Genomic DNA, 21,354 nt, shown 5'->3' on the forward strand with positions numbered 1-21,354 from the left:
AGCCTTGCGTTAAAGCCCGTGAATGGACGTGTGGCAGCGAGGCACGCCATGGTGCGCACCCGCTACAGCACCCCTAAATTTACCACTGGCTGGATGAAAAGATCAATAAGCAAACAGCCACCCCCCAAAGAGGATGGCTGCCTTTGCCGCTTTCTGCCGTCACAACCAGCGCTTCCGCCGTTTGTAGTGCTTCACCTGGCGAAAGCTTTTTCGCTTCCCGTCACTCATACCCAAGTAAAACTCGCGAACGTCCTCGTTGGACTGCAACGACTCCACGTCCCCTTCCAGCACGATCCTGCCGTTTTCCATGATGTAGCCGTAATCGGCAATGGACAGGGCGACATTCGCGTTTTGCTCGACGACGAGTATCGTTGTGCCTTGCTCCTCGTTGATCTTTTTGATGATCGAAAAAATTTCCTTCACGAGCAGCGGGGCCAAACCGAGCGATGGCTCATCGAGCAAGAGCAACCTTGGACGGGCCATCAGCGCCCGGCCGATCGCCAGCATCTGCTGTTCGCCGCCGCTCAAGTAGCCAGCCGTTCTTGTGCGCAGCATTTTCAGCTTGGGAAAGTAGTGGTAGACCTGCTCCATCTCGTCCTTGAGCGAGCCGCGTTCCCGCCGCGTATGGGCTCCGGCGATGAGATTTTCCTCCACGCTGAGATGCTCGAACACGCGCCTGCCTTCCATCACCTGAAAAATTCCGCTTTTGACGATTTCCTCCGGCTCTCTCCCGGTGATGACGCTTCCCGCGTACTCCAGGCTGCCGTCCGTCACTTCGCCGTTCTCGCTTTTCAGCAGGCCGGATATCGCCCGCAGCGTCGTCGTCTTGCCCGCGCCGTTGCTGCCGAGCAGCGCGACAATTTTCCCCTCCGGCACGTGCATCGACATCCCCTTCAGGACGAGAATCACCTTGCCGTACATCACTTCCACGTTGTTCAGTGTTAGCATGGCTTCCCCCGATCCAGCCTTTAGTAGCCGATGTAGTCCGTAATGATCTCGAACTTGCCGTTTTTCACTTCGCCGAGCCGCACCTGCGTCGTTCCGCGGTGATTATCAGCCGAGAAGGAGACAGGAGCAGCCAGGCCGCCAAACTCCAGGTTGGAAATTTTTTCGATGCCCGCCTTGATTCCTTCGCCTGTCAAATTGTCGCCCGCATTTTTAATTCCTTCCACCATGATTTTCGCTGCGACCCAGCCTTGGACGAACTTCTGGTTTTTGTCCGCCAGCTTCTCTCCTTTGGTGGCGAGGTAGTCTTCGATTTCTTTCAGTCCCGGCAAATTTTCGTACGGGAAGGCGTGAGTGATGACACCGATGTAGCCTTCCGCCGCGTCGCCCGCCAGCGTGATGACGCCTTCGCCCGCCGCCCAGTTCAAGCCGATGAATTTGGTCGTCAGCCCGAGCTTTTTCGCATCCTTCAAAATGGTAGCCGTCGCTCCCCACGTCTGCTGGATGATGGCGAAGTCGGGATTTTTCTTTTGCATGTTAAGAAGCTGCGGTGTCGCGTCGAGCGCCTTGAGATCGACAATCTGCTCATCCACGACGTCCACGCCTACGGAAGCGGCGTACGCTTTGGCGTCCTCAATCGGCGACTTGCCGAACGGGGTGTCGTTGTAGAGCAAGGCCAGCTTCGGATTGCCGCTGCCTTTCCAGTTGTCGCGGAACCATTTGATCGCGACTTTGGCCTGATCGGAGTAGGTGGCAGCCGTCATGAAGTTGTACGGATGCTGGTTGACCTGCGTCAGCGCTTCGGAGTAGGAGGCGGAGATGAACGGCACTTTGTCTTTGGCGATCAGCTCCTTCATCGCTTCCGTGTCTCCGGTTCCCCAGCCCAAAATCGCCGAGACTTTATCCTGCTTGATGAACTTTTGATAAATTTTCACCGCCTCCGGGACTTTATAGGCGTAGTCCACGCCGATCAGCTCGACCTTCGCCCCCTCGATGCCGCCTTTGGAGTTGAGGTAGTCAATGTACGCCTTTTCGCCCTCTGCGTACGGCTTGCCGACGTCTCCGGTTCCGCCCGTTTCGTCAAACAGCCCGCCGATTTTGATCGTGGCCGCAGGCGCAGTTGCAGCCGGAGCGCTTGTGCCGCCCGACGAATTGCCCGACGAGCCGCCTGTCGCGGCCGGAGCGCTTGACTGTCCGCCTCCCCCGCAGCCTGCGATCAATACCGCAGAGAGAATCGCAACCGAAATCGCTTGCATCCGTTTTTTCATCCTGAAAATCCCCCTTTTTATTTTTTACAGGCGCTGCCCAAAGAGCGTTAGTAGGAAAACGGCCACAGCTTGCACTTCTCCTTGAAATTGCGCCACATCTTCGCCAGTCCCTCCGGCTCGTAGATGAGAAAGCCGATGACGATGCCGCCAAAAATGATTTGGCGAATGGCGCCGTAATGCTCGGTCACCTGCGGCAACAGCACAGCGAGCAAATCCATCAGCTCGCGCAACAGCACGGGCAGCAAGGTGAGAAACACCGCGCCGAAAATCGAGCCGACGACACTCCCCAGCCCGCCGATCAAAATCATCGCCAAATACTCGATCGACACCCCGATGTCGAAGTGCTCCGGGGAAATCACCAGCGTGTAATGGCCCATCAGCGCGCCTGCGATCCCGATGAAAAACGAGCTGGTGGCAAAAGCCAGCACTTTGTAGCGAAACAGGTTGATCCCCATGACCTCTGCGGCGAGATCGCGGTCGCGCACGGCGACAAACGCGCGTCCGGTGCGGGAGCGAAACAGGTTTGCCGAAAAGACGAACGTAACCACGAGCACAGCCAGCGTCAAATAGTAATAGCTCATCTCCGAATCGAACGAAAAGCTGCCCAGCGTCGGGCGGGACAAAATCATCCCGGCTGTACCGCCCGTAAGCCCATCCCAATGATTCATCGCATACAAAATAATCACTTGCGCGGCCAAAGTCGCCATCGCGAGGTACAGCCCTTTTAGCCGCAAGGAAGGGATTCCGAACAGCGCCCCGACCAATGCTGTCGCAATTCCGGCCAGCGGCAGCGAAATCCAGAAGCTCAGGCCAAGCGACGTCGTGAGCAGCGCCGATGCGTACCCGCCCACTCCGAGAAAAGCGCCGACCCCGATGGAAATTTGCCCGGTAAAACCTGTCAAAATATTCAGACCGATAGTGCCGATCGAGGCGATGGCACACAAGACAGCCAGACTGGTCACATACTCGCTGACCACCCAGGGCAGCAGGAGAAAACAACCGAGCAGCGCGTACACCCGGTAGCGGATGCGCGGAATTTTGTACAGCGCCATGTCTTCCCGATACGTCGTGCGAAACTCTCCGCATTCACTGACAAATGGACTACTCATCCGCTCACACCCTTTCAATCTCACGTTTGCCAAACAACCCGTACGGCTTGAACATGAGAATCAGCACGAGTACAACAAACGGCAACACTTCCTTGACCCCGCCGCCCAAAATCGGATCGAGGTACCCGCCCGCCAGCGTCTCCAGCACGCCGATGATAAAGCCGCCGACAATCGCGCCGGGAATGCTGTCCAGTCCGCCGAGCAAAGCTACTGGCAGCACCTTCAGCCCGATCAGCGCCAGCGAGGAGTTGACCCCATTAATATTGCCGAGCAGTACGCCGCCGACTGACGAGACAATCGCGGAAATCGCCCAAGTGACGGCAAAAATCACTTTTACGCTGATCCCCATGGAGAGAGCTGCCTGCTGATCGTCCGCCGTTGCGCGCATGGCGATTCCGAGCTTGGAAAACTTGAAAAACAACGTAAACAACCCGAGCAAAATGAGTACGGTAACCAGCGACCAGACGTACACTTGTGGGACGACTACGCCACCGAGCGCAAGCGGCTGCACAGGAAAAATCGCCGGAAACACCCGTGTATCCGTCCCCCAGAACAGGTGGACGATCCCCGCCATGACACTGGACAGACCGATCGTCGCCATAATCATGGAGATGACGGGCACGCCGATGAACGGCCGCAAGACGACGCGCTCCACCGCCCAGCCGAGCACCGCGCTGAAGACGAGCGTCAGCAGCAAGGCGGGCAAAAACGGTATCTGGTAGGAAGTAATCAGCGTCAGGCAGACGTACGAGCCGACCAGCACGAACTCGCCCTGCGCGAAGTTGATCGCGTCACTCGATTTGTAAATGAGGACAAATCCGAGCGCGATCAAGCCGTAAATGCTCCCTACCGCCAGCCCCATGACCAGCAGTTGCCAAAACATATCCATTACGCCACCTCCCCATCCGACGCCAGCGGCGCGTCCACATCGACGATTTTCAGTTGCGTGCGGACGGCTGTTTCCCGACCATCTCGGTAGCGGACCGCGCCCTCTACCCAGACCGCGTTCAAATCGCTGTACATGCCGTCAATTACCGCTTCGTACTTGTCTGCGACGTAGCTCCGCCGCACTTTTTTCGTCCGCGTCAGCTCTTCGTCATCCGCATCCAGTTCCTTGTGGAGCAGCACAAACCGCTTCACTTTTTCCTTTTCCGCAAGCTCGCTGTTCATCCGCTCGACTTCGCGGCGAATGAGCAGCAGCACCTCCTGCTTTTGCGCCAGGTCGCTGTACGTCGTGTAGGCGACCTGATTCAGCTCGGCATAGCGGCCGACATTCGCCATGTCGATATTGAGAATCGCCGTCACATACGGGCGATCCGTGCCAATCGCCATCACCTCCTTGATATAGGGGCTGAATTTCAGCTTGTTTTCGATCAACTGCGGAGACACCAGCTCGTCGTTGTCCAAGCGGATCACATCCTGCAAACGGTCGAGCACGACCAACTGTCCGCTCTCGTCCATATAGCCGACGTCTCCCGTCCGCAGCCAGCCATCCACCAAAGCGTCTTCCGTCGCCCGCTCGTTTTTGTAGTAGCCGGAAAAGACGCTCGGGCTTTTGATCCAGATTTCCCTTTTGTCCGAAACGTTGATTTCCGTCCCCGGGAGCGGTTCGCCGACCGTATCCGGCTTGATTTTACCGTCGCGGTGAACGGCGGCGATCCCGGACACTTCCGTCTGCCCGTATATTTGCTTCAGATTGACCCCAAGGCTCTGAAAAAACCGGGAGACGTCTGCTCCCAGCGCGGCGCCTCCCGTATAGGCGCGCTTGATGCGCAAAAGCCCCAGATGATCCTTGATCGCGGAAAAGACGAGATAGTCTCCGAGCGTGTACATCAAGCGCTGCCAGACCGTCAGCCGGCCTCCCGCAATCGCAGTCTGCGCCTTCGCTTCGCCGTACGGACGGAACCATTCGTACAACGAGCGCTTCAGCCAGCCAGCGTCCTGCAGCTTGACCTGCACGCGCGACACCATGTCCTCCCATATTCTCGGCGGGGAAAAAATCAGGTGCGGGCCAATCTCGCGCAAATCCGCCTGTACCGTAGACGTATCCTCCGGGAAGTTGACCGTGTAGCCTGCGAGAAACGCGCCGGAGACGCTCATCATCTGCTCCCCGATCCAGGCCAGCGGCAAAAACGAGACGTACTCGTCGGACACGTCCACAGGGTCGATGGAAAACAGGCTCTCCGTCATGTGCAGCAGATTGCGGTGCGACAGCATCGCCCCTTTTGGCGGTCCGGTCGTTCCGGCGGTATAGCACAATATCGCGATGTCCTCCACGCTTCCCTGCTCAACCTCCCGCTCCCACTCGCCTGATGCGTAATAAGCGCATTGCCTCCCAAGCTGCTGGACGTCGCGAAACGGGGAGAGCAGCGGGTGATCGTAGCCGCGCATCCCTTTGTCCTTGTAAAACACGATCTTTTGCACAAACGGCAGCTCGTCGGCAATTTCCAGCAGCTTGTCGACCTGCTCCTGATCCTCGACTACGACGATTTTTGCATCGGAGTGGTTCAAAATGTAGGCGATCTCTTTTGGCAGCGAATCCTGGTACAAGCCGACGGATACGCCCCCGAGCGCTTGCGCGGCTGCCTCGGCCATCACCCACTCCGGACGGTTGTCCCCGATGATCGCCAGCTTGTCGCCGCGCGAAAAGCCCAGCTCTCTAAGCCCACTTGACAGCGCTTTCACTTCTTCCGACAGTTGCCTCCAGGTCAGCTCCTGCCAGATGCCCAGCTTTTTTTGGCGCATGGCTGTCTTGTTCGGCCACTGCACTCCCCTTGCCAGCAAATATTGCGGAATGGTCTTCAGCTTCATGCGCTCCTCCCCTCTTTTGTCCCTTCCTGCCCCAAATACGCCTCGATCACTTGCGGGTCGGTCTGAATCTGTTCCGGCGTGCCAAAAGCGATGCATTTGCCGAAGTCCAGTACGGCAATGTGCTGAGACAGCTCCATGACTACGCCCATGTCGTGCTCGATCAAGATCATCGTCGTGCCCCGCTCCTCGTGAATATCGAGAATAAACCGCGCCATATCTTCTTTTTCTTCGCTGTTCATCCCCGCCATCGGCTCGTCGAGCAACAGCAGCTCCGGAAACAGAGCGAGCGCTCGCCCGACTTCCACGCGTTTTTGCAGGCCGTACGACAAAGTGCCCACTGGCTTGTGCCGAATGGACTCAATCTCGAGAAACGAGATGATCTCCTCCACAGCCCGCCGATGTTCGATCTCTTCCTGCTGTGCCTTCCCCCAGTAAAATCCGCACGACAAAAGCCCGGCCCGCATCCGCACGTGCCTGCCCAGCATGATGTTGTCCAAAACAGTCATATGTTTGAACAACTCGATGTTTTGAAAGGCGCGCGCAATGCCTTTTTCCGCCCGCTTGTAGGGAGGAAGCGCAAGAATCGGCTCGCCCTGGAAGCGGATGGTGCCAGAGGTCGGTTTGTACAGGCCGCTGATGCAGTTGAGCATGCTCGTCTTGCCTGCTCCGTTCGGCCCGATGAGGGCAAAAATCTCGCCCTTTTCCACGTGAAAACTCACCTCCGACAACGCTGCTACCCCGCCAAACTGCAGCGACAGCCGGTCTACCTCAAGCAACGCCATCTGAAATCCCCCCTTCTTTTTCGCAATGTATATGCTGGATGTAAACATTACATTCGTTGCTTGTACCGCAAAGCCCTTCTTAAATTTTTAAAATTTTCTTTATTTTCAATCTAATTGATTTTCCATTCTTTCTCCCTATACATCCAGCGGCGTTTTCCGCGTTTGCTTTTTGTCAAACCACCTGCCCTTCAGATAGCAAAGGTCGTGCTGCCGAAAAAAGGCGACCAGCTCCCGCTCCGTATGGCCGAACAAGTCGGGACAAAAACGGTCAAACAGCACGTCAAACCTTCCGTACAGCATACCGCTCGCCGAAATGCGCTCTTTGTTTGGCGTTGTATTTCGCAAAAAGCCAAGCGCCTCCAGGCGGCAAAAGTACTCGTACACCAGCTCGTGAACCGCTTTGCCAGGCGACTCTCGCTCGTTCGGGCGACGGATCGTTTGCGCCAGCCGCTGGTCGACGTACCTGGTCACTACGCTGCGAAACGGCCGCTCGAAAAAGCGGTCATCCTTCGTCAAAATGTGCTTGATAAAGAGCCGGGGAATTTCCGTTCCGGTGGCAAATACAGCCTTCCTTTGATAGACCTTGTGAATTTCCGTCAAAAACAGATAGCTTTGCCACAGGCGATGGTCGATGACAAACAGTTGGTCGCCCTCCAGCTTCTGGTTGAACAGCGGATGCGAAAGATAGTCGCCCACTCTCGCCAGCGCGAACTTTCGCAACGGGTGGGCCAAAAACTCGCGCTCTCGCTCGCGTTCCGTTTTTTTATGTGCCAGCGCCGCCTTTCCTCTTGTTGCCCTGCGCCGGGATGTTTTTTGGGCTTGCGGGCTTTGTCGCGTCTTTTCCGCCGCCAGCGGGGCATCGTCTGCCTGCAAAAGCTGCGCTTCCGGCGTGAGCTTCAACCGCGAAAGCTCCCACTCCGCCCTGCGCTTGCAGGAAAACAGCGTCTTCGCTCCCGCCACTGCTGCCAAATCCAGGAGCACGTCCAGGCGCTTCCTCCCGAGCGGATCGAGCAGGCACAGCAGGCGCTGCCTCTCCCAAATCGTTTTCTCCCAGGCTTGCAGACGAAAGCGATTGACAGACCTGCTCGCAAAGACGCTTTTCCCGATGATCCAGATTTGCGCGATCTGCGCCTGGTCATATCCCTCGATTCGTTTGCGCAATGCCTTGTCCTCGATCCGTGAGCATTGGTATTCGATACAAAGCCGCTGTCCGTTCGGGAAAATCGTCAAAACATCTGCGCGCTGCCCGATCTCTTCCAAATACGCTTCCTGACGCGTGTGATTCGCGGGATACAGCTCCCGGACCCACTCCACCAGCAGTTGTTTTCCCGCCTTGTGCTCGGCTGTCTCCGGCTCGCCAGCGTCACAGCAACTGCTCGCTACATGGGCAAAGTGCGGAGCCACGCGCTGTCCGTGCCGAAAGATCACTTTCGCCCCACACTGTTGACAAAACAACTGCTTGCCGGACCATGTCCGCAGCAACTCCGGCGAATGCGTCTGCGGATCAACCGAAAAGCCCTCTCCGTGCACACACTGTCTCACTGTCCATTCCCCCTCGGCCATACCGTACCAGAAGGCAGAAGGACAAAAAAAATACCCCACCGGAAAGTCGGGGTATCTCTTCCTTACGTGAATACAGGCAGCATCAGATTGAGCAAAAACAACCCGGCGATGACGTACAGCAAGGCAGGCACTTCCCGGCGCTTGCCCAGCGCGAGCTTCATCAGCGGGTACGCCACGAAGCCGAAAGCGATGCCGTCCACGATGCTGTAGGACAGCGGAATGATCGCGATAATCAAAAAGGCGGGGAAGCCCTCCGAAAAGTCTTTCAGATTGATGTTTTGCACATTTTGCAGCATCAGTGCCCCGATGATGATGAGCACAGGCGCAACCGCGCCGTCCGGAATCATTTTCACCACCGGAATCAGGCCGAGCGAGAACAACAGAAGCGTCCCGGTGACGAGCGTGGTCAGCCCGGTCCGCCCACCTGCCGCGATTCCGGCTGCCGTCTCTACCGTGGATACGGTCGGACTCGTTCCCAGGATGCCGGAGATAGCCGCCGACAAAGCATTTGCTTGCAGCGAGCGGCGGAACTTTTGCGGCTGGCCGATCATCGCCGTATGCCCGTGCAGCAAGCCGATGTTTTCAAACACGATCACCATCGCAAGCGAAAAGGTCGCGATCCAGAACGGCAAGGTCCAGATGGCGGAAAACGACATGCCGCCCAATACTTGTCCGTACTGCGCAAACGAAAACGTCTCTCCTGTCCCCGGCTCGACGATCCCGAACAAAAAGCCAAGTCCCGTACCAGCCGCAATCCCGATCAGGAAGTTGCCGGGGACATTGCGCACAAACAGGATCAGCGTGAGGAGGAGCGTTACCAACGTCACGAGCACATGCGGGCTGGACAAATCGCCCAGCGCGACGAATGTGGACGGATTGGTGACGATCAGGCCGCCTTTTTGCAGCCCGATAAAGGTCAAAAACAAGCCGATGCCTACCGTAATCGCTTCCTTCAGCGAAGCGGGAATCGCATTGGACAAAATCGCCGCCGCGCGGGTAAAGGCGATGACGGTAAAGATCAGGCCGGAAACGAATACAGCCGCCAGCGCTTCCTGCCAGGAGAGGCCCATCGACTGGCAGAGCGTATAGGTGAACAGCGCATTAATCCCCATGCCGGGGACGAGGATGATCGGGGCATTCGCCCAGAAGGCCATTAACAGCGATCCGATAAAAGCGGTCAGAACAGTTGCCAAAATCCCTGCCTCCATCGGGATTCCGGCATCCTGCAAAATCGAAGCGTTTACGGCAACAATGTAGACAATGGTGACAAAGCCGATAAATCCGGCGATCAGCTCCCGTTGAAACGTCGTGTCGCAAGCGCGCAAGTGAAACAGCTTATCCAGCCACGTACGCACGTCTATTTCCCTTCCTTCTTTCGTCGTCTCTCGATGTTTTGCTGAAACATATGCTATCATAGCAACAACAATATGAAAAATATCGAGTAAATCTGATTTTCATATCGAAATCATATAGTTGAGCAAAACGAAAGAAGGATGACACGTGGATATACGGCAATTGCGCTACTTTATCGCCATCGCGGAGGAAGGCCAAATTACAGGGGCGGCGAAACGGCTGAACATGGCCCAGCCTCCTTTGAGCCAGCAGCTCAAGCAAATGGAGGACGAGCTGGGCGTCACGCTCGTGGAGCGCTCCGGGAAGCGGATGGAGCTGACCGAAGCCGGGCTTACCTTGTACCGCCAGGCGCTCAACATCGTCCACCAGATGGAGGAAGCGCTCTCCGAAGTAAAAGAAACGGGCGAAGGCATTCGCGGGACGCTGTCCATCGGGGTGAGCGCCTTGTCCGCCTACCGTCTGCCGGAGCAGATTCGCCTGTTTCAGCAAAAATATCCGCTCATTACCTACAAAGTCTGGAAGGGCGATACCCAACTGCTCAACCAGTGGCTGGAGCGACGCACCATCGAGGTCGCGATCGTGCGCCTGCCCCACTCGCTCAACAACTGCACGATGATTCCGCTGGAGGAAGAGGCGTTCGTCCTGATCGTCCCCGCAAGCTCGCCGTATGCGGACCGCACCGAGATTCACATGCGGGAAATCGCTCAGCTTCCGCTCATCATGCCCAGCCTGCCCGGCCTTGGCATTTACGACCTGATCGTCAAAGAGTTTTCGCGCCTTGGCGTTGCGCCGCACGTCATCTGCGAATGCCCGGACATCTCGCTGATCGTCAGCATGGTCGCCGCTTCCGTCGGCTCGTCCATCGTCCCGATTTCCGCCTGGGAGACGCACAAGAGCGAACAAATCCGCGGAATCAGGCTTGCCGGGACGTCCATTTACTCGTCTGCCGCTGTCGTCTGGCAGTCGGGCCGACACTTGTCCAAGGCTGCCAAGCGGTTTATCGAGACGTTTTCGTAAACGAGTAGAAACCGAAACAAAAACCCGTGCGCACAGCCATCTGCTACGCGCACGGGTTTTTGTGGTATAATTTGTAAAAAACCACAAAAAAGGCATGATCGAATTTGCAAAGCACACCAAAAGGACGCGTACAACCAAAATCATACTGGCAATTGACGGTAGTGATCGCGCTCTTTTTCAGTTGGTTCATCGTCTGGGAAAACGCAAAGGAGCGCCACCACTTTGCCACCGATGAGCTGGTTTACACGAAGTCGCTCTTTTCCGACGTCATGTACAAAATCGAATACGAACGGGATCAGACAGGAAATGCCGTCGCGTACCATACGGTTTCCGGCCCTGACTACGTTCGGGAGCGGCTGATTCCTGCCGAGAGCACCGAGTCCACATGGATAAAGCTGCAAAACGAAGTGCACCGCTTGCTTCACGGGGAACAAGAGCTAGTCTTTTTCCTCGCCAATATCGTCTATTTCCTGCTCTCTGCCCTTATTTTCCGCCCCTACTATTCGCAGCTTCGCTTCCGAAAAACGGCGCTATTGCTTTGCGGCGGGTTCTTTCTTTTCCTCTGCTTTTCGGCTGGGGATGCGTGGGTGAGTACAAGGGCAACCAAGGCTGCGCCGATGGCTTGGCGCAGCCAAGTTTTCCAATGCGCTAAAGCTAGTTCCGCTCCGACTTCACCTCTATGCCGTGTCTGCGAAACAGCGCCGCCGTCACGCCAGCTCCCGGCACCTTTTTCCCGGAAAACTGGCCGTCGTACACGAACGAGCTGCCACAGGACGGGCTGTTTTCTTTCAGGATGGCAGACGTCGCCCCGACCGTTTGCGCCAGCCTCAGCGCCTGATAAGCGCCCGCCACAAATTCAGCCGTCACGTCACAGCCTGTCTGGTCGATAATTTTTGCCCGCCCATCCAGCACGTCGTTTCCGTCTCCCCCGACAATCTCCGCTGGCGGACGCGGAGTAGGCAAGCCGCCCAACTGCTCCGGACAGACAGGGATTACTTTGCCGTCCCGTAGCAACTGCTCCAGTTCCTTGTCCAGACACGATTTTTGGTCGTAGCGGCATTCGCAGCCGATCAGGCAAGCGCTAATCATTTTCACAAGCGATCCCCCTCCCATGTGTTTACAGCTTGCGCAGCTTGACGCTTTGCACCATGTGGTCCTGTCCCTTGTTCAAAATCAACTGGGCACGGACGCGCGTCGGCAAAATGTTTTGCACCAAGTTGGCTCCGTTGATCTCCGTCCAGATGCCTGTCGCCACCTCTGTCGCTTCCTCATCAGACAGGCTCGCGTAGCGCCGGAAATACGAGTTCGGATCGGAAAATGCCGTCTGGCGCAGCAGCTTGAACCGCTCCACGTACCATTGCAAAATATCTTTTTCCTCGGCGTGCACGTAAATCGAAAAATCGAAAAAGTCGGAGACGATCACCTCGGAAATATGCGGCTCGTCGCCTTTTGGCGGCTGGAGCACGTTCAAGCCTTCCACGATCAGGATGTCGGGCTGGCGGACAGTCTGCCATTCCCCTGGCACGATGTCATAGACGAGGTGGGAGTAGACCGGGGCCTTGACCTCGGGAAGACCGGACTTCACATCGGCCAAAAAGTTGATAAAGCGGCGCAGGTCGTAGCTTTCCGGGAAGCCTTTGCGCTTCATGATCCCCCGCTCTTCCAAGACGCGGTTCGGATACAAAAAGCCGTCCGTCGTCACCAGATCGACCTTGGGATGATTCGGCCAGCGCGACAAAAGCGTCTGCAAAATACGCGCTGTCGTGCTTTTTCCGACCGCCACGCTTCCGGCGATCCCGATGATAAACGGCACCTTGCCGTCCTGGTTGCCCAAAAACGTATGCGTCGCCTGATACAGCTCCTGCATGCCGCCGACGTACAAATTCAGCAGCCGAGACAGCGGCAAGTAAATATCGGTCACTTCAGTCATGGATATATTTTCGTTCAACCCCTGCAAACAGGCGAGCTCTTCGTCTGATATGGTAAGCGGTGTGGAGGCCCGCAGCGCTCTCCACTGCTCGCGATTAAACGTAACGTAGGGTGATGCCATGGGAATGTACATCCTTTCCATCATGAAAGTGCTTTCTTTGTTTCATCACAAGGTAAGTTTACACTAGCATGCCTCTCTTGGGAACAAGAGGGATGTCCCAAATAGAGCCACAGCACCTTCTTTGTTTATGGAAAACAGATGCGCACCCACGGAAAATCCCGCCTCGCTGTTACGTCGCCGTCGCTGCCGGACCTGTTGCGGGCATGCGCTTTTTTTCTTCCAGCTCCCACTTTTGCGCCTGCTCGTCCCAGCGATATTTGGCAAGGTGGTTGCTTCCCAGCCCGTCATTGTATATGACGACAGCCACTGGCTCGTCTTTTTTCAAAAAGACGGCAGGAATACTGCCCTTGTAGGCCGTTCCGCGCTCCACCATCGGCTGGCGGGAAAGCAGCCCGATCTGTTTCAGCGCGTCTTGCTTCCAACCCATGTCTGTATAGATCGCGTTTTGCTTGTAATCGTGGAGGTACGCATACGCCGACAGCGACAGCCCGAAGCTTTGCAAAAACTGTTCATGCCGCTGCTCGCGGTCCAGCGCAAATTTCACGTCCGCATGCAGCGACAAGCTGTTGGTCAGAAACAGGACGTTTTTGACCGCATACAAATACGTCGGGCCGCTCGCCGAAAGCGGCAGGAGATCCTCCCGCAGCTTCGCCCCCTGAAACGTATAAGTGACCTCCTTCGGGCGAGTGAAGTCCTCCACGATCTTGATTTGATCGGCCCTGTACCCTTCCGGAAAAAAGAGGATGTGCACCTTCCTGTACGGTTCCTCCAACAGAACGGCTTCCTGCGCCTCGGCAAAAACTCCCGCCAACGGAGAAGCGGAAATTTTCGCTGCGTGTACTCCGCCGTACAAGGCCATGATCTCGATTAGCTGAGCCGCGCGCTGACTGAGTACCGCTTCGCCATAGGGCGCTTCCAACGGATGTTTGCCCCCTTGATTGCTCACACCAACCTGAAGGCCGACGCCGACCGTGACCGCCAGCACGATTCCGGCAGCAACCGCCCCTCCGATTCGCGGGAGCGCGCTTTTCCGTCTTTTCGCCTGTGTGAGAATGTTCTGCTCCATGCGTGCCTTCCGCTCGTCGTCGAGCTTCCACGCTTGCCGTTCGACTGTTGCCAATTGGCGCAATCCTTTTTCTACGTCCACGGTTCTCCCTCCTTTAGCAACAGCTTTTTCAGCTTTTCGCGCGCGCGGTGCAAACGGGTGTAGACAGCGCCGGGCGATATGCCGAGAACCGCCGCGATCTCTTCCGCGCTTAGTTCTTCGTAGTAGTGGAGAACCAGCATTTGCCGATGACGATACGAAAGCTTCGCCATACAGCCTGCCAGTTGGCGCCACTCTTCTTTTTGCAGCACTTCCTCTTCCAGCCCGGAAAAGCCAGGCACAGCCGGTTCCGCCTGATACAGCAAATGCCGAAACGACCACGAGCGCATGTAGCGTTTGCACTCATTTACCGCAATCCGATACAGCCACGTCTCGATTTTGCTCTCTCCGCGAAAGCGTGGCAGGTGCTGGTACGCGCGCAAAAACACTTCCTGGGCAATATCTTCTGCGACCTGCCTGTCCTGGACAAGCCAGCAGCAGAGACGGTAAATCCGGTACAGATGAGCGTCCATGATCGCTTCCAGCGAGACGTCGACTGTCGTGCGAAGAATCGAGAGCGACGGCAGCAGTTCTTTGTCTCTCAGCGTCCTCCCCTCCCTTTCAGCATTTAGATACCGCAGCCCGCATTTTCTTACACGTTTTTTGGCGAATCCACAAATTCTTATCTGGATAAAAAAGCAAGCTGACACCGACGGCATCAGCTTGCTCTCCTGCTTGCGCTTATTTTCCCAAATACGCCTGCAGCATCCACACATGCTTTTGCAGGCTTTCGCTCATTCCCAAAAACATGTCGCCCGTCGCTTCGTCATCGGCTGCCTCTGCGGCGACGATCCCTTCCTTCAGCTCGCCGATCAACGTCGTAAAGTCGTTCACGACCGCCTGCACCATCTGCTCGGCTGTCTCGCCAGAAGCCGCTTCCTTGATCGAAGCCTGCTCGATACAGGCCTTCATGGTCGAGACAGGCTGGCCGCCGACGGCAAGCAGCCGCTCCGCCAGATCGTCCACATATGTCGCCGCCTCGTTGTACAGTTCCTCGAACTTGGCGTGGAGCGTAAAGAAGTGCGGACCTTTTACATACCAGTGGAAATGGTGCAGTTTCACATACATCACAGACCAGTTGGCAACCTGTTTATTTAAGACATCGGTGACGGGCCGACTTATCGTCATGCTCATGAAAAAGACGCTCCTTTCTCTGATGAAAAAGATACAGCGTCTGTAGTGTTCCGCCGCTCGCCTCATCCTATACCCGGACCCTGCCTTGAAAAACGGCGTGTGAGAAGCCTGCGTTATTTTTCCTGCAAGCTGGCCGCCCGCTCCTGCAAAAAGGTGATCGCGTTGTACGTCTGCATCGCTGTGCCGATCACCAGGCTACGCTCATCGAGGTCAAAGCGCGGATGGTGGACAGGATAGACGAAGCCCGCTTCCTCATTGCGCACCCCGAGGTGGTAAAAGGCGCTCGGGACATGCTCCGCGAAAAAGGCGAAATCTTCCACGCCCAGGCTCGGCAGCTCGTTCACCTTGACCCGCTCTCTTCCGAGCAGTTCTTCGCCGCACTTTTTCACCAGGTCGACCATAGCGTTGTCGTTGATGAGCGAGGTGTAGCCTTCCTCGAACGCCACCTCTGCCGAGCCGCCGAGACTTTTCGCCGTCAGTTCGGCTACCTCGCGCACGCGCTCTTTCACCATTGCCCGCACCTTTTTGTCCAGCGTCCGAATCGTTCCGGTCAGCTTCACTTCCGAGGCGATGATGTTGCTTGCCGTCCCGCCAGCGATCATGCCGAGCGAAAGCACCGCCGAGTCGCGCGGGTCGACGTTGCGGCTGATGATCGTCTGCAGGGCGGTAATGACGTGAGCCGCGATCACGATTGCGTCCTTGCCGTTGTGCGGGTAGGCTCCGTGCCCGTTTTCCCCGCGGACGACAATGTGCACATCGTCAGAGGCCGCATTCATCTGTCCGTACTTGACCGCGATGCTACCGACAGCCAGCTCAGGCGATACGTGCAAGCCAAAAACCGCTTCCACGCGCGGGTTGTCGAGCACGCCTTCGCGGATCATCGGCAGCGCCCCGCCCACCGTCTCTTCCGCAGGCTGGAAAAACAGCTTCACGCTGCCGGACAGTTGCTGCTTCTGCGCCGCGAGCAGCCGCGCCGCACCGAGCAGGCACGTCATGTGGGCATCGTGGCCGCAGGCGTGCATCCGTCCGGCGATTTGCGAGCGGTACTCCACGGCGTTTTCCTCTACAATCGGCAGCGCGTCCATGTCGCCGCGCAGCCCGACGACAGCTCCTGGCCGTGCGCCTTCAATCAGTCCGACGACACCTGTGCCCGCCACTTTTGCATGCGGAATCCCCAACTCGTTCAAGTAGGCGCTAATTTTTTCCTGTGTGCGAAACTCCTCCAGCCCAAACTCGGGAAATTGATGAAAATCGCGGCGAACTGCCCTCAGCCAAGGAAGCAGCTCCTGCGCTTGCTGCATGATCCAGTCGTTTTGTCCGGGACTCATACGGTCACACTCTCCTCTACCGCGAGTATTCTTGAAGTCGCGTCAAGCGTAGCCTCGACGCCGAAGGGCAGCGCCATATTGTAAGAGCCGTGCCCGATCTGCACGTTCCAGATCGTCGGCTTTCCGTAAGGCACGACGATGTTTTGGAACACGTCCCAGACGGAAAAGCCTTCGCGCTTCTTCGGCTCGCAGTTGGTCCACGTGCCGATGACGATGCCTGCGCAATCGGCGAACAGGCCGCCGAGCGCAAGCTGTGTCAGCATGCGATCTACGCGATACGGCTCCTCGTCAATGTCTTCCAGAAACAGGATTTTGCCGCGGGTATCCACCTGATACGGCGTGCCCATTAGCGTGGCGATCAAAGCGAGGTTTCCGCCGACAATCGGGCCGTACGCCTGCCCTTCCACGAGACAGAGAATGTCCTCTCCCGGCGGGTTGATGATCGGCCCGAGCGGCTCAGGCCGGGTCAGCGCCCGCAGCAAATACTGCCTGGTCCAGTCGTCCAGGCCGTGCGCAATATCCGAGGTCGCCATTGGCCCGTGCAAGGTCGCCAGATGCGATACCTGTCCAAAAGCGGCGTGCAGCGCAGTAATGTCGCTGTACCCGACAAACAGCTTCGGATTTTGCGCAATGAGGTCGTAATCGAGCAGCGGCAAAATTTGCGGGGACCCGTAACCGCCGCGCATGCACATGATGCCGTCCACCTCGTCGTCGGCAAACATCGCGTTCAGCTCGCCTGCCCGCTGCTCCGGGGTGCCCGCCAAATAGCCGCCGTACGTCTCATAGCACGTCTGCCCGACCTTTACCTTGAAGCCCATCTCCATGATCGCGGCCACTGCCTTGCCCAGCACCTCTTCCGTAGCGGGACTGGAAGTGGCGACCAGCCCGATTGTATCTCCTGCCCGCAATGCTTTTCCTTTATTCATCCGACACGTCTCCCTTTATCAATTGTCCATCTGTCCACAGCGGCCCTTGCGCAAGCAGCTTTTGCACACACGTATGCGTTCCCTCATCCGTTCATGACTTTTTCAATATTGCAAAAACAATGCCAACAAGCTGCCCGCTCCCTGTATGTACAGCGGCTATTCACGGCCGCATACAAGCACCGCCCATTCGCGCAGGAACCATCCTGCATGCTATTCACGCGCGAATAGCGATTATTCACCTGTGAATACCCACTTTCTCAGCTTCCGGCTGGCGGATGGCTGGCTGATGCCGAGCGCTTCCGCTACTTTTGTCGTCGTCTTGTGCTGCTCGTAGGCGCGCTGCAGCAACTGCCGTTCGACTTCCTCCATCGCCTCCTGCATCTGCATCACCCGCTCGACCTTGATGCCGCCCAAGGCGCTATCCTCATGGCTGTGGATGTACCGGGGGATTTGCGTCGGCGTAATGAGGACGTCAGGGGCGGTCACCACGAGCCGCTCCACTACATTTTCCAATTCGCGCACATTGCCTGGCCAATCGTATTCCGCGAGAATCCGGAAGCAGGCGTCGGAAAGCTGCCGATCCAGACAGTACTTTTCGCAAAAAACGCCCAGGAAATAATGGACGAGCACCGGAATTTCCTCGCGGCGTTCCCGCAGCGGCGGAATTTCCAGCGGCACGACGTGAATCCGGTAGTACAAATCTTCGCGAAACCTGCCCTCTTTGACCATTTGCCGCAAGTTTTGGTTGGTGGCGGTAATCAGCTTCACATCGACCTTGCGCGGAACGGCGCTGCCTACGGGCGTAATCGTTTTTTCCTGCAAGACGTTGAGCAGCTTCACCTGCAAGACGAGCGGCATCTCTCCGATCTCGTCCAAAAACAGCGTGCCGCCGTTCGCCTTTTCGATCAGGCCCGCTTTGCCGTCCTTGTCCGCTCCGGTAAACGCTCCTTTTTCGTATCCGAACAGCTCCGATTCCAGCAACGTCTCCGGGATCGCTCCGCAGTTGATGTGGACGAACGGCTTGTCTGCGCGCGGGCTGCATTCGTGGATGTACTTCGCGAGCACGCCTTTACCGACGCCCGATTCTCCCAGCAAAATCATGGACGACTCGACCTGCGCCAGCTTTTCCGCCAGCGCGGTGACCTGCTCCATCGACTGGCTGCGGTAGACGAGACTGATTTTGCCTTTTCGCCTGCTGTTCTCCTTTGTCATTTCGCTTTGCAAAAGGCCGCCGACGTACTTGCGCTCATTTTGCTCCTGCTGCAACTGCTCGTGGTCGGTAATGTCAATCGACGTGTTGACGACTCCACAAAAGTTGCCGTCCGCGTCCCAGAGCGGGGTGCCCTCGACCAGCAGCCGGCGTTTTTTCCGGGTCGTCTGGATCGTGTGCACCTTTTTCCGATCGCGAATGACGCGCATCGTAATCGTCGGGGAAAAATAGCCCAGATGGTAAAATTCCTCAATCGGCTTGCCGATCATTTCCTGCGGATCGATCCCGAAAAACTCTTCGTAGCGCCCGGAGCAATACAGTGTCCGTCCTTTTTCATCCGTCACGTGAACGATGTCAAACAGCCCGTCCAATATGGCTTCAAAGTCGATCATGCCCGCCTGCCACCCCCTGTCTCATGCTCGTCGACGCGCACGTAGCGATTCGTCGGCCTGCCGACTCCGCCGTAGCTGACGTCGATTCTCACCATCCCGGCCTTCTCCAGGTAGTCCAGATAGCGCCTCGCCGTCACCCTGGCGATGCCTACCCGCTCCGCCACATCTTCCGCCGACAGCGCCTGGTCCTCGTTGTCGAGCTGGCGAATGATCTGCTCTAACGTCACGGCGTGTAGCCCTTTTGGCAGCGGACTCAGCTTGCTGCCTGTGCCTGCCGAAGCCGAGCGAGCCTGTTCCTCTTCGCGCTCTGACGCCCCGCGAAACAAAAGCTGGTCTACCTCATCCTGCGAAGCCGCCCCTGCCTGTTCGATCTTCTGGCGAAACTCGCGGTAGGTTTCCAGCGACTTTTTCATCCGGTCAAACGCGAACGGCTTGATGATGTAGTCCATCGCGCCGCCGCGCAGCATCGCCTGAATCGTCGCCTTGTCCTTGGCCGCGGTCACCACAATGACATCGACGTCCTGACCGGCCGCGCGCAGCTCCGCGAGCGCTTTGACCCCGTCCTGAATCGGCATGAAAATGTCCATGATGACCAAGTCCGGCCCCAGCTCCTGCACCATCCACACGCCGTCGGCCCCGTTCGCCGCCATCCCGACGACGGTGAAGCCTGGCACGCGCTCGATAAACTGCTTGTTGATCTCCTGCACCATCGGATCGTCTTCCACTACCAGTACGCGAATGCTGTCCGTCTCCACTATTCGTCCACCTCCTTCATCGGGAATGTAATCATGAAGCTCGCTCCTGCTCCCGGCCGGGAATGGCAGACCAGCTCGCCCCTTCCTTTTCGCACCAGTTGATGCACCAGGTGCAGACCGAGTCCGCGGTTCGCCCGGCTTTTGGTGGAGAAGCCTCTTTCCAGCATCTTCTCGCGCGTCTCTTCGTCCATCCCGATCCCGTTGTCCTCCACGAGAATCGAGCACACCTCTTCATCCTGCTCGATGCTGATCGTAATCTCCTTGTCCGCACGCTCGCACTGCTCCAGCGAGTCAAATGCATTTTCGATCAGATTGCCCAGAATGAGCACGAAGTTGTGGTGGTCCATGTAGGGTGGAAATTTCTCCAGGTGGCTCATCCTGTCGATGACCACGCGAATGCCCAGTTCCTTGCCGCGACTGACCTTGCCGATCAACAGCCCGGACAAGTTTTCATCCATGATCCGCGTCGTCAGAAAAGACGTCAGTTCCTCCTGCTCCTCGTTGATCTCGAACAGGTAGGCGAGCGCCTTGTCGTATTGGTTGAGCTGCAGCAAGCCCGCGATCGTGTGCAGCTTGTTCATGTGCTCGTGGTTTTGGACGCGGAGGGCGCCGACAAACTCCTTGACCCCTGTCAGTTCCTCCGCCATCCGCGCAACCTCTGTCCTGTCCTGGAAGATGGCGAGGGCGCCGACGATCTTGTCCTCGACTTTAATCAAAAAGCGGTTGGACCAGAGCAAGGCATTGCCTACGTGCAGTTCGGTGTTCGTAAAGTTTTGCCGCAGTTCCAGCACCTCGGGCAAGCGGGTGTCGGGCAGTACCGAGCGAATGGATTTTCCCAATACGTCTCCCTCGATCCCGAAAATTTGCTTGGCCCGATCGTTGAAAATCGTGATGTGCTCCCGGTTGTCGATGGCGATGACCCCTTCGTGCATGGCGTGGAAGGTTGCCGTCCGCTCGACCAGGATGCGCGCGATCTGCTCCGGCTCCAGATCGAGCATCTGCTTTTTGATGTGGCGAGCCAGCAAATAGCTGCCCCAGACGCCGACCAAAAGCGAGAGAATCAGCGTCAGCGCGATGTTGCCGCGCTCGCTTTTCATGACCTCCCACGTGCCGGGCATCACCCGGCCCACCAGCACCACCCCGACCTGCTGGTGCTGCTCGTCCATGATCGGCACGTAAGCACGAAGCGCCGTGCCCATGTCCCCTTTCACCTTTTGCAAATAGGAGTGCTCAGAATACGCCTCCTCGACAGCCGCATCCTCGAACACGGTGCCAATCCGCTCGTCCAGCGGGTCGGAGTAGCGCACCCGCTCCATATTCAAGACGACGATGTACGTCACGTCATTGACGACTCTCAGCTTGTGCGCCGTCGGGTTGATCTGCCGCCAGCCGTCCGGCTCCTGGATGCTTTCCTGCACCAGCGGAATCTGGGCGACAGTGCGGGCGATCGTCATCAGCCGTTGGCCAAGCTGATTTTCCGTGACCCGAATCATGCCTCCCACAATAATCAGCAGCCCAATAACCAGAGAGAACAGCACGATTCCCACCGAAAGCAGCATAATCTTCC

19 protein-coding genes are annotated in these 21,354 nt (G+C 57.1%); 1 reads left to right on the plus strand and 18 read right to left on the minus strand.

Annotated features, from left to right (window positions below; translation table 11 throughout):
• Positions 1-159: 159 nt before the first annotated feature.
• From AC3WQH_RS09085 to AC3WQH_RS09120, 8 genes are all read right to left on the minus strand, one after another.
• Entirely contained in the window at positions 160-948 is a 789-nt protein-coding gene (locus AC3WQH_RS09085; protein ID WP_005832051.1) for an ABC transporter ATP-binding protein, read from the minus strand.
• Between the two features lie 20 nt (positions 949-968).
• Positions 969-2,213 (minus strand): ABC transporter substrate-binding protein, encoded by a 1,245-nt coding sequence (locus AC3WQH_RS09090; RefSeq protein ID WP_007782849.1) that lies wholly within the window; start codon positions 2,211-2,213, stop codon positions 969-971.
• 47 nt (positions 2,214-2,260) lie between these two features.
• Entirely contained in the window at positions 2,261-3,322 is a 1,062-nt protein-coding gene (locus AC3WQH_RS09095) for a branched-chain amino acid ABC transporter permease (RefSeq protein ID WP_310670340.1), read from the minus strand.
• A 4-nt stretch (positions 3,323-3,326) separates the two neighbouring features.
• Positions 3,327-4,211, minus strand: a complete 885-nt coding sequence (locus AC3WQH_RS09100; protein ID WP_005832048.1) for a branched-chain amino acid ABC transporter permease — start codon at positions 4,209-4,211, stop codon at positions 3,327-3,329.
• Positions 4,211-6,133 (minus strand): AMP-binding protein, encoded by a 1,923-nt coding sequence (locus tag AC3WQH_RS09105; protein ID WP_122952893.1) that lies wholly within the window; start codon positions 6,131-6,133, stop codon positions 4,211-4,213. The genes AC3WQH_RS09100 and AC3WQH_RS09105 overlap by 1 nt, the downstream gene beginning before the upstream one ends.
• A complete protein-coding gene (locus AC3WQH_RS09110) occupies positions 6,130-6,915 on the minus strand; it encodes an ABC transporter ATP-binding protein (RefSeq protein ID WP_007782858.1) in 786 nt (261 codons plus the stop codon). Before AC3WQH_RS09110 ends, AC3WQH_RS09105 begins: the two co-directional genes overlap by 4 nt.
• 135 nt (positions 6,916-7,050) lie before the next feature.
• A complete protein-coding gene (locus AC3WQH_RS09115; protein WP_310670341.1) occupies positions 7,051-8,457 on the minus strand; it encodes a competence protein CoiA in 1,407 nt (468 codons plus the stop codon).
• 83 nt (positions 8,458-8,540) lie between these two features.
• On the minus strand, positions 8,541-9,833 hold the full coding sequence (locus AC3WQH_RS09120; protein WP_221843368.1) for an NCS2 family permease: 1,293 nt from the start codon (positions 9,831-9,833) through the stop codon (positions 8,541-8,543).
• Between the two features lie 145 nt (positions 9,834-9,978).
• Here AC3WQH_RS09120 and AC3WQH_RS09125 point away from each other — a divergent pair, with 145 nt between their 5' ends.
• Positions 9,979-10,848 carry a LysR family transcriptional regulator gene (locus tag AC3WQH_RS09125; RefSeq protein WP_327945097.1) on the plus strand — a complete coding sequence of 290 codons (870 nt, stop codon included), beginning with the start codon at positions 9,979-9,981 and terminating at the stop codon, positions 10,846-10,848.
• Positions 10,849-11,502: 654 nt separating this feature from the next.
• Here the strand turns inward: AC3WQH_RS09125 and AC3WQH_RS09130 are convergent.
• From AC3WQH_RS09130 to AC3WQH_RS09175, 10 genes are all read right to left on the minus strand, one after another.
• On the minus strand, positions 11,503-11,943 hold the full coding sequence (locus tag AC3WQH_RS09130) for a 2-thiouracil desulfurase family protein (RefSeq protein WP_005832041.1): 441 nt from the start codon (positions 11,941-11,943) through the stop codon (positions 11,503-11,505).
• Between the two features lie 22 nt (positions 11,944-11,965).
• A complete protein-coding gene (gene coaA, locus AC3WQH_RS09135; protein WP_005832040.1) occupies positions 11,966-12,898 on the minus strand; it encodes a type I pantothenate kinase in 933 nt (310 codons plus the stop codon).
• Between the two features lie 169 nt (positions 12,899-13,067).
• Positions 13,068-14,045 carry a hypothetical protein gene (locus AC3WQH_RS09140; protein ID WP_221843367.1) on the minus strand — a complete coding sequence of 326 codons (978 nt, stop codon included), beginning with the start codon at positions 14,043-14,045 and terminating at the stop codon, positions 13,068-13,070.
• Positions 14,036-14,701, minus strand: a complete 666-nt coding sequence (locus AC3WQH_RS09145; protein WP_005832038.1) for an RNA polymerase sigma factor — start codon at positions 14,699-14,701, stop codon at positions 14,036-14,038. Before AC3WQH_RS09145 ends, AC3WQH_RS09140 begins: the two co-directional genes overlap by 10 nt.
• A 22-nt stretch (positions 14,702-14,723) precedes the next feature.
• On the minus strand, positions 14,724-15,176 hold the full coding sequence (locus AC3WQH_RS09150) for a Dps family protein (protein WP_007785779.1): 453 nt from the start codon (positions 15,174-15,176) through the stop codon (positions 14,724-14,726).
• A 113-nt stretch (positions 15,177-15,289) separates the two neighbouring features.
• Complete coding sequence (locus AC3WQH_RS09155) at positions 15,290-16,504, minus strand: M20 metallopeptidase family protein (protein WP_005832036.1); 1,215 nt, start codon at positions 16,502-16,504, stop codon at positions 15,290-15,292.
• Positions 16,501-17,430, minus strand: coding sequence for a S66 peptidase family protein (locus AC3WQH_RS09160; RefSeq protein WP_007785781.1), 930 nt, complete (start codon positions 17,428-17,430; stop codon positions 16,501-16,503). The genes AC3WQH_RS09155 and AC3WQH_RS09160 overlap by 4 nt, the downstream gene beginning before the upstream one ends.
• A 231-nt stretch (positions 17,431-17,661) precedes the next feature.
• Positions 17,662-19,032, minus strand: coding sequence for a sigma-54 interaction domain-containing protein (locus AC3WQH_RS09165; RefSeq protein ID WP_122952897.1), 1,371 nt, complete (start codon positions 19,030-19,032; stop codon positions 17,662-17,664).
• Positions 19,029-19,787 carry a response regulator gene (locus AC3WQH_RS09170; RefSeq protein ID WP_005832033.1) on the minus strand — a complete coding sequence of 253 codons (759 nt, stop codon included), beginning with the start codon at positions 19,785-19,787 and terminating at the stop codon, positions 19,029-19,031. The genes AC3WQH_RS09165 and AC3WQH_RS09170 overlap by 4 nt, the downstream gene beginning before the upstream one ends.
• Entirely contained in the window at positions 19,787-21,346 is a 1,560-nt protein-coding gene (locus AC3WQH_RS09175) for an ATP-binding protein (protein ID WP_025847468.1), read from the minus strand. The genes AC3WQH_RS09170 and AC3WQH_RS09175 overlap by 1 nt, the downstream gene beginning before the upstream one ends.
• Positions 21,347-21,354 lie beyond the last annotated feature (8 nt).

The organism is Brevibacillus sp. FW301-21C12A (assembly GCF_058788915.1).